The sequence below is a fragment of the Bradyrhizobium sp. AZCC 2176 genome, assembly GCF_036924645.1.
Lineage (GTDB): Bacteria > Pseudomonadota > Alphaproteobacteria > Rhizobiales > Xanthobacteraceae > Bradyrhizobium.
In genome coordinates this window covers 817272-833754 of the sequence record NZ_JAZHRX010000001.1, presented here as the reverse complement: position 1 = coordinate 833754, position 16483 = coordinate 817272, and the positions used below count along the sequence as shown (strand labels likewise).

The 16483-nt window shown below is 62.2% G+C and carries 11 protein-coding genes; 4 read left to right on the top strand and 7 right to left on the bottom strand.

The window, feature by feature from the left end; genetic code table 11:
• Nucleotide 1: 1 nt before the first annotated feature.
• Nucleotides 2-997: a phosphogluconate dehydrogenase (NAD(+)-dependent, decarboxylating) gene (gene gnd / locus V1288_RS03815; protein ID WP_334355803.1), complete on the bottom strand. Its 996-nt coding sequence runs from the start codon at nt 995-997 to the stop codon at nt 2-4.
• Between the two features lie 12 nt (nt 998-1009).
• Complete coding sequence (locus tag V1288_RS03810; RefSeq protein WP_334355802.1) at nt 1010-3856, bottom strand: bifunctional transaldolase/phosoglucose isomerase; 2847 nt, start codon at nt 3854-3856, stop codon at nt 1010-1012.
• A 255-nt stretch (nt 3857-4111) separates the two neighbouring features.
• Between V1288_RS03810 and V1288_RS03805 the strand changes: the two genes are divergently transcribed.
• Nucleotides 4112-4561 (top strand): hypothetical protein, encoded by a 450-nt coding sequence (locus V1288_RS03805; protein WP_334355801.1) that lies wholly within the window; start codon nt 4112-4114, stop codon nt 4559-4561.
• A 42-nt stretch (nt 4562-4603) separates the two neighbouring features.
• On the opposite strand, the gene V1288_RS03800 is transcribed toward V1288_RS03805, so the two are convergent.
• A complete protein-coding gene (locus tag V1288_RS03800; RefSeq protein WP_334355800.1) occupies nt 4604-4813 on the bottom strand; it encodes a hypothetical protein in 210 nt (69 codons plus the stop codon).
• A gap of 501 nt (nt 4814-5314) precedes the next feature.
• On the opposite strand from V1288_RS03800, the gene V1288_RS03795 reads away from it, so the two are divergent.
• Genes V1288_RS03795 through V1288_RS03785 form a run of 3 tightly spaced genes read left to right on the top strand, consistent with a single transcriptional unit; the run spans nt 5315 to nt 10092 of the window.
• Nucleotides 5315-7258, top strand: a complete 1944-nt coding sequence (locus tag V1288_RS03795; RefSeq protein WP_334355799.1) for a PrkA family serine protein kinase — start codon at nt 5315-5317, stop codon at nt 7256-7258.
• Between the two features lie 12 nt (nt 7259-7270).
• Entirely contained in the window at nt 7271-8551 is a 1281-nt protein-coding gene (locus V1288_RS03790) for a YeaH/YhbH family protein (protein ID WP_334355798.1), read from the top strand.
• On the top strand, nt 8548-10092 hold the full coding sequence (locus V1288_RS03785; protein WP_334355797.1) for a SpoVR family protein: 1545 nt from the start codon (nt 8548-8550) through the stop codon (nt 10090-10092). The genes V1288_RS03790 and V1288_RS03785 overlap by 4 nt, the downstream gene beginning before the upstream one ends.
• Nucleotides 10093-10110: 18 nt before the next feature.
• On the opposite strand, the gene V1288_RS03780 is transcribed toward V1288_RS03785, so the two are convergent.
• The 4 genes from V1288_RS03780 to chrA form a co-directional block, all read right to left on the bottom strand.
• Nucleotides 10111-11166 carry a 2-oxoacid:ferredoxin oxidoreductase subunit beta gene (locus V1288_RS03780; protein WP_334355796.1) on the bottom strand — a complete coding sequence of 352 codons (1056 nt, stop codon included), beginning with the start codon at nt 11164-11166 and terminating at the stop codon, nt 10111-10113.
• A gap of 130 nt (nt 11167-11296) precedes the next feature.
• Nucleotides 11297-13147 carry a 2-oxoacid:acceptor oxidoreductase subunit alpha gene (locus V1288_RS03775; RefSeq protein ID WP_334355795.1) on the bottom strand — a complete coding sequence of 617 codons (1851 nt, stop codon included), beginning with the start codon at nt 13145-13147 and terminating at the stop codon, nt 11297-11299.
• On the bottom strand, nt 13117-14916 hold the full coding sequence (locus V1288_RS03770) for an FAD-dependent oxidoreductase (protein WP_334355794.1): 1800 nt from the start codon (nt 14914-14916) through the stop codon (nt 13117-13119). Before V1288_RS03770 ends, V1288_RS03775 begins: the two co-directional genes overlap by 31 nt.
• A gap of 293 nt (nt 14917-15209) precedes the next feature.
• Nucleotides 15210-16406: a chromate efflux transporter gene (chrA, locus tag V1288_RS03765; RefSeq protein ID WP_334355793.1), complete on the bottom strand. Its 1197-nt coding sequence runs from the start codon at nt 16404-16406 to the stop codon at nt 15210-15212.
• Nucleotides 16407-16483: the final 77 nt, after the last annotated feature.

Sequence of the window (16483 nt, the reverse complement as noted above, 5' to 3'; positions counted from 1 at the left end):
CTCAAGCCTTCGTGTCAGGTTTTTTCGGCGGCTCCTTGTGCCCGCCGAAGCCGGCCCGCATCGCGGACAGGATCTTTTCCGCAAAGGTATGATCCTTGCGCGAACGGAAGCGCGCGTAGAGCGCCGCCGTCAGCACTTCCGCGGGCACGGCCTCGTCGATCGCGGCATTCACGGTCCAGCGTCCCTCGCCGGAATCCTCCACAAAGCCGGAGTAATTATCCAGCGTCTGATTTTCCGCGAGCGCGGAGGATGTGAGATCGAGCAGCCAGGACGGGATCACGCTGCCGCGCCGCCACACCTCGGCGATGTCGGCAACGTTCAGGTCGAAACGATGCTCGGCAGGCAGCGCCTCGATATTGGCGTTCTTCAGAATGTCAAACCCTTCGGCATAGGCCTGCATCAAGCCGTATTCGATGCCGTTGTGGATCATCTTGACGAAGTGTCCGGCTCCCGATGGACCGGCGTGGATATAACCTTGCTCGATGCGCGGGTCGCGGCTCTCGCGTCCCTGCGTGCGTGGTATGTCGCCAATGCCCGGTGCCAGCGTCTTGAAGATCGGGTCGAGTCGATCAACCACTGCCTTGTCGCCACCGATCATCATGCAATAGCCGCGTTCGATACCCCAGACACCGCCGCTGGTGCCGACGTCGAGATAATGTAGGCCCTTTGCCTTCAGCGCCGCGCCGCGGCGAACGTCGTCCTGCCAGAACGTGTTGCCGCCATCGATGATGACGTCGCCGGGCTGCATCAGCTTCGCCAGTGCCTCGATCGTCGCCTCGGTGATCTTGCCTGCCGGCAGCATCACCCAGGCGGTGCGTGGCTTTTCGAGTTTCGCCACGAAATCTTCCAGCGTGTCGGCGCCGACGGCGCCTTCCGCGGCGAGTGCGGCGACCGCTTTCGCGTCCTTGTCGTATACCACGCTGGTGTGGCCGTTCTTCATCAGCCGGCGGACGATATTGCCGCCCATCCGGCCGAGCCCGATCATGCCGAGTTGCATAGCCTGACTTTCCTAACTGAGCGCTTCCGCAATCGCGGCATCGAGTACGGACAGTCCCGATCCGAGGTCGCCCTTGAGATGGACGCGCAGCGCGCGCCTGCCGCGCTCGGTGAGCACGTCGAAATCGCCGCGCGCCTGCGCCGCCTTGATGATGCCGAAACTCGCCTTCTGTCCGGGCACCGGCAAATCCTCGGCATCGTCGGCGGTGATCTGCAGGAACACGCCGCTGTCGGGGCCGCCCTTGTAGGCTTGGCCGGTGGAGTGCAGGAAGCGCGGGCCGAATTCGGCGCAGGTTGCAACGTGGTGCGTGTCGCGCACCGCAAGCCGCATCTTCTGCAGCGAGCCGATCGTGCCGGGGCGGCGCGCGATATAGGCGAGCAGGGCGACATAGTCGCCGCTGTCCGAGCGCGAGAGATGCGCTTTGATCCAGGAGCCGAGCGTGCCGTCGGCGCCGGCCTTGCGCAGCTCGGCGGCGTTGTGCGCGTCTGTGTAGAGATCGGCCTCATCGGTTGAAACCACCGGCTTCTCCGCAGGCAGCGCGCCGGTCTTCTCGAACGCAGCCGTCAGCTCGCGGGTCTTGATCTTGGCCGCCTCCACGTCGGGCTGGTTGAACGGATTGATGCCGAGGATCGCGCCTGCCACGGCGGTAGCCATCTCGAACCGGAAAAACTCCTGGCCGATATGTTCGATGGATTTCATGACGATGCGGGCGACGGGATGCCCGGCCGCCTCCAGCGCCTTGAGCCGGTCATCATGCGAGGCGTCGTCCTCGCCATCGGTGCGGATATCGATGAAGAAACGGTCGTTGCCGTAGAGCGACGGCGCGTCCAGCGGCTCGCCGTCGATCGGGATCAGGCCCTTGCCGTCCTTGCCGGTGGATTCGGCAATCAGTTGTTCGGCCCAGGCGCCAAAATCGGCGACCTTCTCCGACGAGGTGATCGTCACCTTGTCGCGGCCGTCGAGGCCGGCGAGCCCCATCGCCAGCCCAAGCTGCACGCCGGGGTTTTCATGCGGCGGCACGTCGGCGCCGCAGGACCGCGCCATCGCGAGGGCGTGCGTGATCAGGCTGCGAACGTCGATACCGGCGGCGGCCGCCGTCACCAGTCCGAACGGCGAGAGCACGGAATAGCGTCCGCCGATCGCGGGATCGCCATGGAAGATGCGGGCAAAGCCCTGCTTGATCGCTGTCTTCTCCAGCGACGAGCCGGGGTCGGTGATGGCGATGAAGCGGTGGCCGGCCTTGTCCTTGCCGATAGTCCTGCAAACCCGATCGAAGAAATAGTCCTTCATCACGTTCGGTTCGGTGGTGCCGCCCGATTTGCTGGAGACAATGAAGAGCGTGTGGGCGAGGTCGACCGTATCCTCCATCGCGCGCACCTGCGCGGGATCGGTGGAATCGAGCACATGCAGCTTCGGGAAACCGGATTTTTTGGCAAACGTTTCCGCCAGCACTTCCGGCCCGAGGCTCGATCCGCCCATGCCGAGCACCACAGCGTCGCTGAAATTCTGTCCCTTCACGCGGCGGGCAAAATCCTCGTAATCGGCGACGTCGGCGGCCGCGGGGCTGTTGAGCCAGCCCAGCCACTTGTCCTCGTCGTCATCGGTCCAGACCGATTTGTCCTTCTGCCACAGCCGGCGGATCGTAGCTGACGCACGCCAGTCCTCGGTGCTCTTCGCCACGGCTTTCCTGATGCCGTCGCCGAGTGCGAGTTGCTGGCGGTCGATACCGCCGCCGAGCGAAGCCGCGCGCTTCTGCGCGACTGCGCCATAGAGCTTGTCGGCGGCATCGGCGAACAGCTTGACGCCGTCCTTGACCAGTTCTTCCGTGATGGCGTTGAGCGAGATGCCGGACTTTTCGAGCTCTTCCAGTACGCGCCTTGCGTCCTCGATATTTTCCTCGAGGCTGTCCCTCAGCTTGCCGTGATCGCGGAACGCATCAAGCGTTGCCGGCGGCACGGTGTTGACGGTGTTGGCGCCGATCAGTTCCTCGACATACAACACATCGCTGTAGTCCTTGTTCTTGGTGCCGGTGGACGCCCACAGCAAACGCTGCGGCTTTGCGCCCTTGGCCGCGAGCTTCTCCCAACGGGGGCCGGCGAACAGCCGCTTGTAATCCTGATAGGCGAGCTTGGCGTTGGCGACGGCGACCTTGCCCTTTAGCGCGCTCAGCCGCTCCTTCTCGCTGGGGTCGTTGGCCCTGGCGATCTTCTCGTCGAGCTGCTTGTCGACTGCGGTATCGATGCGGCTGACGAAGAAGGAGGCGACGCTGGCGACGGGCGCGGGATCGCCGCCATTGGCGACGAGTTTTTCAAGGCCGGCGATATAGGCCTCCGCCACCTCGCGATAGACGTCTTGCGAGAACAACAGCGTGATGTTGATGCTGATGCCTTCGCCGATAAGATGCTCGATCGCGGGCAGTCCTTCCGGCGTGGCCGGGACCTTCACCATCAGGTTCTGACGTTTGACGTCCTTCCAGAGCCGTTCGGCTTCCGCGATGGTCGCCTTGGTATCCATCGCCAGATAGGGCGAGACCTCGAGGCTGACGAAACCGTCGGTGCCGTTCAAGTGGTCGTAAACCGGTCGCAGCACGTCGGCGGCATTCTGGATGTCCTCGATGGCGAGCGTCTCGAACAGGTCGGCGACAGGGCGGTCGCCCACCTTCAGGGCGTGACCGATCGCGCCGTCATATTCGTCCGAACTGCCGATCGCCTTTTCGAAGATCGAGGGGTTCGACGTCACGCCCTTGACGCCGTCGGTGTCGATCAGCGCCTTGAGATCGCCCTTGGCGACGAAGCCGCGGGCGAGGAAGTCCAGCCAGATCGCCTGGCCATGGTTTTCGAGTGCTTTGACGGGATTCATGGTGCCTGTTCTGTTCGGTCAGTTTTTTGGGTTTCCGGCAGCTTTCGGGGGCAGGGCCGGAAAGTCAACATTTGGTTGGGCATGCAGCCGGGTGGAATGGGACGGTCCGGGACGATAACGCCATTGGCACCGGTTCGATCCCGAAAATGGCTGGTCTTGCCGGCCTCGATCCCAGCGGATCGGTCGAACCGGCATCCCGAATTGTGACACCAACGGGCACAAGCACGAAGTCGTGAAGGAGGCCGTCATGCGCAGTTGAACTACGGCGACCAAATCGCCCAAATAAGCGATCGATGCGAAAGATTCACGTCAATCGGCAAGATGAAGGCCTCAGACCTCACGGTCGCAGATAAAGATAGCCTTGCAATTGCAGCTCGGCGATGCGCACCACGCCAGTTCGGCGCATTCGCGCAAGTCCGCGCGATCGACGCGAAAGATCTTGTCGTCGGCGCCGGCAACCAGATCATTGCTGGCGTCGTCGTTGGCCTTGTTGCGTTCCCAGATCCTGATCCGCTCCAGCCGGACCAGCACAGATTTATCGTCTTTCATCGCCACTTCAATGCCGCCGCCTTCGCAATCGACGCCGCAGCCAAGCCGGATTTCTCCGCCGGTGTTCTCGGAGACGATGTGATTGCAATAGCCGCTGGAATCGAAATTGCCGGCGCGGTGGCGATATTTGAAGCCCTAGGCGGAACGAGTAATTGACGATCTTGTCTTCCGGTACGTCCTCGGCCGTCACCAATAGCCTCATCGCGCTGCCTTTCTGCTCGGATGTTGCGCCAGATGATTGGCGTCATAGCGACGCACGAAGCGGGCATAGGTCTTCTGGCTGAGCGGGCCGCCGAGCATTTGGGTGTCGAAGGCGGTGGCCTTGGCTTTGTCGACGCTCCCCTGGGCGTGACAGGCATCGGCTCCGGGGACGGAGGCAAATGCGGCGACGATCCAGACGTATTTCATGGCAGACTCGGATTAAACGCGCGGCATATTACTTTAGTTGCAGTTGGCGCCGCGTGCGCTCAAACACCGACCCCAAATGAACGCGTGTTCATATGGCGTTTTTTGCCGCCGGCCGGCCGCCCGAAGGTCACAAAAGGCGCCGTTATCGCACTTTCGGGCCGCTCAGAAGCCCGAATTGCTTCGTTTGGCTGTTTCGGGTTTGCCAGGCGGATGCGGATTCGAGCCGCGCGACCGCCCAGATTCCTTAAAAAATCCCTTACAGCGTGCTCCGTACTAAACCGGTAAAAAATGTTGCAGCACGGCTACAACGCGAGCCAAATGGGACCGTATCAATACGAGGTGGAGGTCGTTAGCACGACTATTGCATTGCATTGTGAAGTCGCTCGCGTGTCCAATCGACCTATGTGCTGATTGTGATTCGCGAACGGAAGCTGTGACGCTCCGACACTGGAACCCGAGTGGTGCGTCCGGCATTTACAGGTGACCATGGAGAGACGGATCATGTACAACGATTCTCTGTTCAATGCTTTCGCCCGGTCCTTCGAAGCCAGAAGCCAGACCGATATGTCGATGGCGGAATATCTGGAGTCGTGTCGAAGCGATCCGATGCGATATGCCAATGCAACCGAGCGATTGCTAGCTGCGATCGGTGAGCCTCAGATGATTGACACGGCCAAGGACCCTCGCCTTGGCCGTATCTTCTTGAACCGCACGATGCGGCTTTATCCGGCCTTCGCCGGCTTCTACGGCATGGAGGACACGATCGAGCGCATCGTCGGGTTCTTCCGCCACGCCGCTCAAGGCCTCGAAGAACGCAAGCAGATACTCTATCTGCTCGGGCCTGTTGGTGGCGGAAAATCCTCGCTCGCCGAACGCCTCAAGTCGTTGATGGAAGTCCACCCCATTTACGTGTTGAAGGCCGGTGACGAACTCAGTCCGGTGTTCGAAAGCCCGCTCAGCCTGTTCGATCCGGAATCGCTCGGGCCGATGCTCGAGGAAAAGTACGGCATTCCGCGCCGACGCCTCAGCGGGCTGATGAGCCCATGGTGCTACAAGCGTCTCGAATCCTTCGGTGGCGACATCTCGCAATTTCGCGTCGCCAAGATCCAGCCGTCGCGGCTGCGCCAGATCGCAATCGCCAAGACCGAGCCCGGCGACGAAAACAACCAGGACATCTCGTCCTTGGTCGGCAAGGTCGACATCCGCAAGCTGGAGACCTTCGCCCAGAACGATCCCGACGCTTACAGCTACTCGGGCGGTCTCAATCGCGCCAACCAGGGCATTCTCGAATTCGTCGAGATGTTCAAGGCGCCGATCAAGATGCTGCATCCGCTGCTCACGGCAACGCAGGAGAGTAACTATATCGGGACCGAGAACATCGGCGCGATCCCGTTCACCGGTATCGTTCTCGCCCACTCCAACGAGTCGGAATGGCAAAGCTTCAAGGCCAACAAGAACAACGAGGCCTTCATCGACCGCATCTGCGTCATCAAGGTGCCGTACAGCCTGCGCGTCACCGAAGAGCAGAAGATCTATGAGAAGCTGATCCAGGGGTCCGAGCTGGCCACCGCGCCGTGCGCGCCGGCCACGCTGGAAACGCTGGCGCGCTTCTCGGTGATGTCGCGGTTGCACAGGCACGAGAACTCGACCGTGTTCGCCAAGATGCGGATCTACGACGGTGAAAGCCTGAAGGAATCCGATCCGAAGGCGCGCAGCGTTCAGGAATACAGGGATGCCGCGGGCGTCGATGAAGGCATGGACGGCGTTTCGACCCGCTTCGCCTTCAAGGTTCTCGCTGCGACCTTCAACCACGACACCAATGAGGTCGGTGCCGACGCGGTCCATCTGATGTACACGCTGGAGCAGGCGATCCGGCGCGAGCAGCTTCCCGACGAGGTCGAGAAGCGTTATATCGAGTTCATCAAGGCCGAACTGGCGCCGCGCTATGCCGAATTCATCGGGCATGAGATCCAGAAGGCCTATCTCGAGTCCTATGCGGACTACGGCCAGAACCTGTTCGACCGCTATGTCGACTATGCCGATGCCTGGATCGAGGATCAGGATTTCAAGGATCCCGACACCGGACAACTGCTCGATCGCGAACTGCTCAATCAGGAGCTGACCAAGATCGAAAAGCCGGCCGGCATCGCCAACCCCAAGGACTTCCGCAATGAAGTCGTCAAGTTCTCGCTGCGGTCGCGTGCCCAGAACGGTGGCAAGAACCCGTCCTGGACCAGCTACGAGAAGATTCGCGAAGTAATCGAGAAGCGGATATTCTCCCAGGTCGAGGATTTGCTGCCTGTGATTTCCTTCGGCTCGAAGAAGGACGGCGAGACCGAGAAGAAGCATGACGACTTCGTCGCGCGCATGGTCGAGCGCGGCTACACCGAGCGGCAAGTCCGCCGGTTGGTCGAGTGGTACATGCGCGTAAAACAGGCTGGCTGAGGCGGATGAAACGTGGCCATTCATATTGTCGACCGGCGCCTGAATCCGGGTAGCAAGAGTCTCGAGAATCGCCAGCGCTTTCTGCGCCGTGCCAAGGCGCTGGTTCAGGGGGCCGTGAAGAAATCGTCGCAGGACCGGGACATCAAGGATGTCCTGGAAGGCGGCGAGGTCAGCGTCCCGATCGACGGCATGGACGAGCCGCGCTTTCGCCGAGAGGGCGGCACGCGCGACATGGTGCTGCCTGGAAACAAGAAGTTCATCGAGGGCGATATTCTCCCGCGGCCGAACCCGAGCGGTGGCAAGGGGAGGGGTGCGGGCGAGGGCGACAGCGAAGATACGTTCCGCTTCGTTCTCAGCCGCGACGAGTTTGTCGACCTGTTCCTCGACGACCTGGAATTGCCGGACCTCGCCAAGCGAAAGCTGGCCGAGGTCGAAAGCCAAGGCATTCGCCGGGCGGGCTACACAACCTCTGGCTCGCCCGCCAATATTTCGGTGAGCCGAACGGTAAGTCGCGCCCTGGCGCGGCGCGTCGCGCTGCGGCGGCCAAGGCCGGAGGTGCTGGCGGCGCTCGAAGCCGAGCTTGCCGATTGCCGCGACGAGGCGCGCCGCGCCGAACTCATGGCCGAGATCGAGGCGCTGAAGACCAAGATGCGCCGCATCCCGTTCATCGATCCGATCGACATCCGCTACCGGCGTTTCGAGACGGTGCCGAAGCCGGTGGCGCAGGCCGTGATGTTCTGCCTGATGGACGTCTCCGGTTCGATGACCGAGCATATGAAGGATCTCGCCAAGCGGTTCTATATGCTGCTCTACGTGTTCCTGAAGCGGCGCTATCGCCACGTCGAGATCGTTTTCATCCGGCATACCGATCGGGCCGAGGAGGTCGACGAGCAGACGTTCTTTTACGGACCGGCTTCCGGCGGCACGCTGGTGTCGAGCGCGTTGCAGGCGATGCACGACATCGTGCGGTCGCGATTCCGGCCGGCGGACTGGAACATCTATGCCGCGCAGGCTTCAGACGGCGACAATTCCTACGCGGACGGCGAGGTCACCAGCCGGCTGCTGACCAACAATATCCTGCCGGTCAGCCAGTTCTTTGCCTATCTGGAGGTCGGCCAGGAAAACGGCCTGTCCTACGAAATGCCCAATTCGTCGCTGTGGACCCTTTACGAGGGCCTGCGCGCGAACGGCGCGCCGCTATCGATGCGCAAGGTCAACGAGCGCAGCGAGATATTCCCGGTGTTTCACGATCTCTTCCAGCGCCGTAGCCAGCAGGAAAGGAGCGCGTCGTGACCGCGACCGACCAACTGCTGTTTGAGGGCGCCGAGTGGGACTTCCGGACGCTGCAACGGATCTGCGGCGCCTGCGAGCAGGTTGCGCGGGACGAGTTGAAGCTCGACGTCTATCCCAACCAGATCGAGGTCATTACCGCCGAGCAAATGCTGGACGCCTATTCGTCGGTCGGCATGCCGCTGTTCTACAAGCACTGGTCGTTCGGCAAACACTTTGCCTTTCAGGAGGCATCCTATCGCAAGGGGCTGATGGGACTGGCCTATGAGATCGTCATCAACTCGTCGCCGTGTATTTCCTACCTGATGGAAGAAAATACCGCGACGATGCAGACGCTCGTGATCGCGCATGCCGCCTTCGGCCACAATCATTTCTTCAAGAACAACTATCTGTTCAAGCAATGGACCGACGCCGACGGCATTCTCGATTATCTCGAATTCGCCAAGCGCTATGTGGCGCATTGCGAGGAACGCCACGGCCGGCTGGCGGTCGAGCACACTCTCGATGCCGCGCACGCCCTGATGTCGCACGGCATCGATCGCTATCCCGGCAAGAAGAGTCTCGATCTTCGCGCGGAGGAAAAGCGGGCGGGCAGGCGCCGTGCCCACGAGGAGGCCGCATTCAACGATTTGTGGCGCACCGTTCCGACCGGCCCGGCGAAAAGCGGCGCAATACTGGACGTCGAGCGGCGCCGCCAGATGCTCGGTCTGCCGCAGGAAAACCTGCTGTATTTTCTCGAGAAGACGGCGCCGCGCCTGCGCCCCTGGCAACGCGAATTGCTGCGGATCGTGCGGCACATCGCGCAGTATTTCTATCCGCAGAGCCAGACCAAGGTGATGAACGAGGGAACGGCGACCTACGTTCACTATCGCATCATCAACCGGCTGCACCAGCAGGGACGGCTGACGGACGGCAATTTCCTGGAATTTCTGCAGTCGCACACCAACGTCGTGTTCCAGCCCGAGTTCGACGACCGGCGCTATTCCGGCTTCAACCCGTATGCGCTGGGATTTGCCATGATGCAGGACATCGAGCGCATCGTCACCAATCCGGAGGCCGAGGATCGCGAGTGGTTCCCGGATATCGCCGGCTCCGGCGATACGATGGGTGTGCTACGCGACATCTGGGCCAATTATCGCGATGAGAGCTTCATCAGCCAGTTCATGAGCCCGCGGCTGATCCGGCATTTCCGCATGTTCCACCTGCATGACGATCCGGAGGAGCGGGCCGGCATCCGGGTCGATGCGATCCACGACGAGCGCGGCTATCGCCGGCTGCGGCGCGAACTGGCGCGGCAATACGATGTCGGTTTCATCGACGCGAACATCGAAGTCGTCGACGTCGACCTCGCCGGCGATCGCCGGCTGATGTTGCGCCATACCGTAGTAAAGGGCGCCCAGCTCAACGAAGCCGACACCAAGCGCGTGCTGCAGCACCTTGCCGATCTCTGGAGCTACGACGTCTCGCTCGTCGAGGCCGACGCGGCCGGCACGGTGTTGAAGGAGTACGTTGCACACCCGCGGAATATCTCCGTGGCAGCGTAGTTACCCGCGGCAGCGTAGTTACCGGAGACTGGCGTTGATCTTTTCCAGCGCCGCCGAGCCGGGGCACAGATCCTTGGCTTCCAGCGTGTTGAGCGGCGTCTCGACGGTGTCGAGATGGGTGTGGAGGTCCTCGGAGTCCGGATCGACGTAGAGCAGCCCGGTAACCACCTGGCCCTTCGCCGCGTGCTTCTGCAGGAAGGTCATGGCCGCCAGCCGGTCGTTGGCGTCATAGTCGGCGTCGATTTTGCGCAGCGCCAGCCTCGTGCCATCATGCTGCTCGACCACCTGCACGGTGCCGGGCGCATAATCGACCGTAATCGGGTCGCGGCCGGTGAGCACGTCGAGGCGGTTCACCGCGTCATTATGCTCACGAACATAGTCAAAGCTCTTGGTCGAGCCGGCGTGGTTGTTGAAGGCGATGCAGGGGCTGACGACGTCGATGAAGGCCGCGCCCTTGTGCCGGATGGCGGCAGCGATCAGCGGCACGAGCTGGGTCTTGTCGCCGGAGAAGCTGCGCGCCACAAAGCTCGCGCCGAGCTGCAGCGCGATCGCCACCAGGTCGATGGCGTTATCGGTATTCATCACACCCTTCTTGGACTTCGAGCCGCGGTCGGCGGTGGCCGAGAACTGGCCCTTGGTCAGGCCGTATACGCCGTTGTTCTCGACGATATAGGTCATGTTGACGGCGCGCCGGATCGAGTGCGCGAACTGGCCGAAGCCGATCGAGGCACTGTCGCCGTCGCCGGAGACGCCGAGATAGATCAGGTCGCGGTTGGCGAGGTTGGCGCCGGTCAGCACCGACGGCATGCGGCCGTGTACGGAGTTGAAGCCGTGCGAATTGCCGAGGAAATAGTCCGGCGTCTTCGACGAGCAGCCGATGCCGGAGATTTTTGCGACGCGATGCGGCTCGATCGACAACTCGTAACAGGCCTCGATGATCGAGGCCGTGATCGAGTCGTGGCCGCAGCCGGCGCACAGCGTCGAGATTTTCCCCTCGTAGTCGCGATGGGTATAGCCGAGCTCGTTCTTCGGCAGGCCGGGATGATGAAACTTGGGCTTTGCAATGTAGGTCATGACAACACCTGCGGCTCCCGGCTCGTCATGGCCGGGCTTGTCCCGGCCATCCACGTCTTGGCCGAGAAAAAGGAAGACGTGGATGCCCGGCACAAGGCCGGGCATGACGCCGGAGAAGTCGACGCATCGATCATGACACGGCCTTGCGGAGAGGGGTCACCTTGAGGTGGTCCTGGTGGTCGCCGATGGCGTTGGCGATGAAGCGGGCGGTGATAGGCGTGCCGTCATAGTGCAGGATCGGCACCAGCCGAACCGGATCGATGCCGTTCTCGTTGACGATCAACTGCCGTAACTGCCCGTCGCGGTTCTGCTCCACAACGTAAACGAAATCATGGTCCGCGATGAAGCTCGCCACGCTGGAGTGGAACGGGAAGGCGCGGATGCGCATGCGGTCGAGTTGATGCCCGCGTGCTTCCAACAGCCCGATCGCCTCGTCCATCGCCGGTGCGGTCGAGCCGAAATAGATCACGCCGTATTTGGTCGGCTTGGCGGCATTGGCCTGCAACGGCCGTGGTACCATGTCCTGCGCGGTCTCGAACTTGCGCACCAGCCGCTGCATGTTGTCGGCATAAACCGCGCCTTCTTCCGAGTAGCGCGCGTAGCGGTCGCGCGAGGTGCCCCGGGTGAAGAACGAGCCCTTGGTCGGGTGCGTGCCGGGATAGGTGCGATAGGGAATGCCGTCGCCGTCGACATCGAGATAGCGGCCGAAATCGCGGCCGGGCTCGTCGAGCATTTCCGCGGTCATCACCTTGCCGCGGTCATATTGCCGGGCGTCGTCCCATTTCAGCGGGCGGCACAGCCGGTGGTTCATGCCGATGTCGAGGTCGAGCATCAAAAAGATCATGGTCTGCAGCCGCTCGGCAAGATCGAACGATTGCGCCGCGAACTCGAACGCTTCGGCGGGATCTTCCGGGAACAGCAGGATATGCTTGGTGTCACCGTGCGAAGCATAGGCACAGGCGATGATGTCGCATTGCTGGGTGCGCGTCGGCATGCCGGTCGAGGGGCCGGCGCGCTGGATGTTCATGATTACGGCCGGAATTTCCGCGAAATAGGACAGGCCGATGAATTCGGTCATCAGGGAGATGCCGGGGCCGGAGGTCGCGGTGAAGGCGCGTGCGCCATTCCAGGAGGCGCCGATCACGATGCCGATGGATGCGAGCTCATCTTCGCCTTGCACGATCGCGTATTTGGCCTTGCCGGTTTCGGGATCGTGCCGCAGCTTCTTGCAGTGGCTCGTGAACGCCTCCGCCACCGACGACGACGGCGTGATCGGATACCACGCGCAGACGGTGGCGCCGCCATAGACGGCGCCGAGCGCAGCCGCGCTGTTGCCTTCCATGAAAATGCGATCGCCGACCTTGTCCGATTTCTTCACCTGCAGCCCGATCGGGCATTTCAGGTTCTGCAGAGCCCAGTCGCGGCCGAGGTGCAGCGCATGGACGTTGGAGGAAAGCAGTTTCTCCTTGCCCTTGTACTGCTCGCCGATGAGTTGCTCGACGACCTTGGGGTCCATGTCGAGCAGTGCACAGAGCGCGCCGAGATAGATGATGTTCTTGAAGAGCTGGCGCTGGCGCGGATCGGTATAGGTCGAGTTGGTGATCGCAGTCAGCGGCACACCGATCACGTTGATATCGGCGCGGAATTTCGACGTCGGCATCGGCTTGGTCGAGTCGTAGAACAAATAGCCGCCCGGCTCGATCGAGGCGACGTCCTTGTCCCAGGTCTGCGGGTTCATCGCCACCATCATGTCGACGCCGCCGCGGGCGCCGAGATGGCCGGCCTCGGTGACCCGCACCTCGTACCAGGTCGGAAGACCCTGGATGTTGGAGGGGAAGATGTTGCGCGGAGAAACCGGCACGCCGTGGCGCAGGATCGAGCGCGCGAACAGTTCGTTGGCGCTGGCCGAACCCGAGCCGTTGACGTTGGCGAAGCGGACGACGAAATCGTTTACGCTGCTGATCGGGCTTTGGACTGGCATGTTGATCCCGCGTGAGTCATATCGATGAGGTACTTTTGCATGTCCCAGGCGCCGGTGGGGCACCGCTCGGCGCATAGCCCGCAATGCAGGCAGACGTCTTCGTCCTTCACCATCACGCGCCCGGTCTTGAGGCCTTCGGCGACGTAGAGCGCCTGGTCGTGATGCGGCGATGGCGCTTTCAGCCGCTGCCGCAGGTCCTCTTCCTCGCCATTCTCTGTGAACGTGATGCAGTCCATCGGGCAGATGTCGACGCAGGCGTCGCATTCGATGCAGGCGGGCGCCGAGAACACGGTCTGCACGTCACAATTCAGGCAGCGCTGCGCCTCGCCGAGCGCGAGCTTGACGTCATAGCCGAGCTCGACCTCGGTCTTGATGTCCTTCAGCGCAATCACCTTGTCGCGATGCGGCACCTTGTAGCGCTTGTCGCCGGAGATATCATTGTCGTAGCTCCACTCGTGGATGCCCATCTTCTGCGAGGAAACGTGCACTTCGGGAAGCGGGCGCTCGGTGATGTCTTCGCCCGAGATCATCTTGTGGATCGACAGCGCGGCGTCATGGCCGTGTGCGACCGCCCAGATGATGTTCTTGGGGCCGAACGCCGCGTCGCCGCCGAAGAACACTTTTGGATTGGTCGAGACGAAGGTCGTGGGGTCGACCTGCGGCATGTTCCACTTGTCGAACTCGATACCGCAATCGCGCTCGATCCAGGGGAACGCGTTCTCCTGACCGACCGCGACCAGCACGTCGTCGCACGGAATGGTCTGGTCCGGCTCGCCAGAGGGCACCAGATTGCGGCGGCCTTTAGCGTCGTATTCGGCTTTCACCTTCTGAAAGGTGACGCCGATGAGCTTGCCGCTGACATGCTTGAATGCCACCGGCACCATGTAATTGAGGATCGGAATATCCTCGTGAAGGGCGTCTTCCTTTTCCCAGGGGCTCGCCTTCATTTCCTCGAAGCCGGAGCGCACGATCACTTTCACGTCAGCGCCGCCGAGTCGGCGCGCGGTGCGGCAGCAATCCATCGCGGTATTGCCACCGCCAAGCACGATCACGCGGCGTCCGATCTTCTCGACATGGCCGAACGAAACCGACGCCAGCCACTCGATGCCGATATGGATGTTTCCCGCGGCCTCCCTGCGGCCGGGGATGTCAAGCTCGCGGCCGCGCGGGGCGCCGGAGCCTATAAAGATCGCGTCGTAGTTTTCGTTGAGCAGCTGCTTCAGGCTGTCGATGCGATGACCGCCCTTGAATTCGACGCCGAGGTTGAGGATGTAATCTGTTTCCTCGTCGATGACGGTGTCAGGCAGGCGGAACTTTGGAATCTGGCTCCGCATCATGCCGCCCGCCTTCGGATCGGCATCGAACACGGTGCAGTGATAGCCGAGCGGCGCGAGGTCGCGCGCCACCGTAAGCGAGGCGGGACCGCCGCCGACCAGCGCGATGCGCTTGCCGTTCTTCGCCGAGGGCTTCGGCATGCGGTGCTTGACGTCGTCCTTGAAGTCGGCGGCGACGCGTTTCAGGCGGCAGATCGCGACCGGGGTTTCCTCGACGCGGCCGCGGCGGCACGCCGGCTCGCATGGACGATCGCAGGTGCGTCCCAGAATTCCGGGAAACACATTCGATTTCCAGTTGATCATATAGGCGTCGCTATAACGCCCCTCGGCAATCAATCGGATGTACTCGGGAACCGGCGTGTGTGCGGGGCAGGCCCATTGGCAATCGACCACTTTGTGAAAGTAGTCTGGCGCCGAGATATCAGTCGGTTTCATTCCTACCTTGTCCGCGCCAACAACGACAACGCGGCCTTATTTTGCCTGCGAACGCTTAACGAGCGTTCTTGTGGTTTTTGAATTGGATCATAGGCTTATCTTATTAGAGCCATTCCAGACGCGGCACACAAGCCAATTTTGCGAGATCACCAGCTTTCAATGCATGGGAGCTTGGACCTGGTGTCGCAGCGTTATGTGGCAGTGCAACATGTGCAGTGCAGCTTTCTACTTTCGAACGTCACGCGTTCGTGCATGTCGAGCAGACGAATCTGCGTGGATGCGATGACGTCTGCTCAGATCAGACGCAGGATGGCGCCGGTCGCGGCCAGAAGGACGACGACAATCCACGGCGGCAGTTTCCAAACCGCAAGCAGTAGGAAGCCGGCGAGCGCCACGGCGAAATCGCGCGGGGTGAGCACGGCACTGGTCCAGACCGGACTGTAGAGCGCCGCGCCAAGGATGCCGACGACGGCGGCATTGGTGCCGCGCATGGCGGCCTGCGCGGTGGGACGCAGGCGTAGCGCATCCCAGAACGGCAACATGCCATAGACCAGCAGCAGGCCCGGCAGGGACAAGGCGATAAGTGCGATCACCGCGCCGGCGAGACCGTTGGGAGCAGGTCCTATGGCGCCGAGATAGGCCGCAAAGGTGAACAGCGGTCCGGGCACCGCTTGCGCCATGCCATAACCAGCGAGGAAATCCGCATTGCTGACCCAGCCGGGCGTCACCACTTCCGCCTGCAACAGCGGCAGCACGACATGGCCGCCGCCGAACACTAGGGAACCGGAACGATAGAAAGCGTCGAACAGCGCGAGGCCTTGCGAACCGGTCTTCGTCGCCACTAGCGGCGCGATCACGAACAGCGCTGCAAACAGCACCAGCGCGACCGCGCCGTGCCCGCGCGATACCGCAAAGCCGAGATGGCCGGCAGGGGAAGGCCCATTTCCGCGGCACAGCCAGAGCCCGGCGACAGCCCCCAGCGCGATGGCGCCGATCTGCCCAAACGATCCGCCGATGAAAACCACGATCGCAACAGCCGCGAGCGCGATCGCCGCCCGCGCCCGGTCCGGCGTCAGGCTGTTGGCCATGCCCCAGATCGCCTGCGCGACCACCGCAACCGCGACCAGCTTCAGGCCGTGGAGAACCCCTTCGGCGACAGGGCCGGCGAAGGCGGTCGCACCGAGCGCGAAGGCGAACAGAGTGAGTGCCGACGGCATGGTAAAGGCGAACCACGCCGCCAGTCCGCCGAGCAGGCCGTTGCCGCGCAAAATGCCGAGCGTGAAACCGACCTGGCTGGATGCCGGACCGGGCAAGAACTGGCAGAGCGCAACGACGTCGGCATAGCTGCTTTCGCTGAGCCATTTTCGCCGTTCGACGAATTCCGCCCTGAAGTAACCGAGATGCGCGATCGGCCCGCCGAATGATGTGAGCCCCAGCTTGAGGAAGGCGGCGAAAACCTCGGCGATATTGCCCGCAGATTTTTCCGCCATGTAGTTCGACTCCGTCATCGGGGCAACGATATCGGGAACCGGCAATGTCACCAAGCGTTTGTTCAGACGACCTTTAG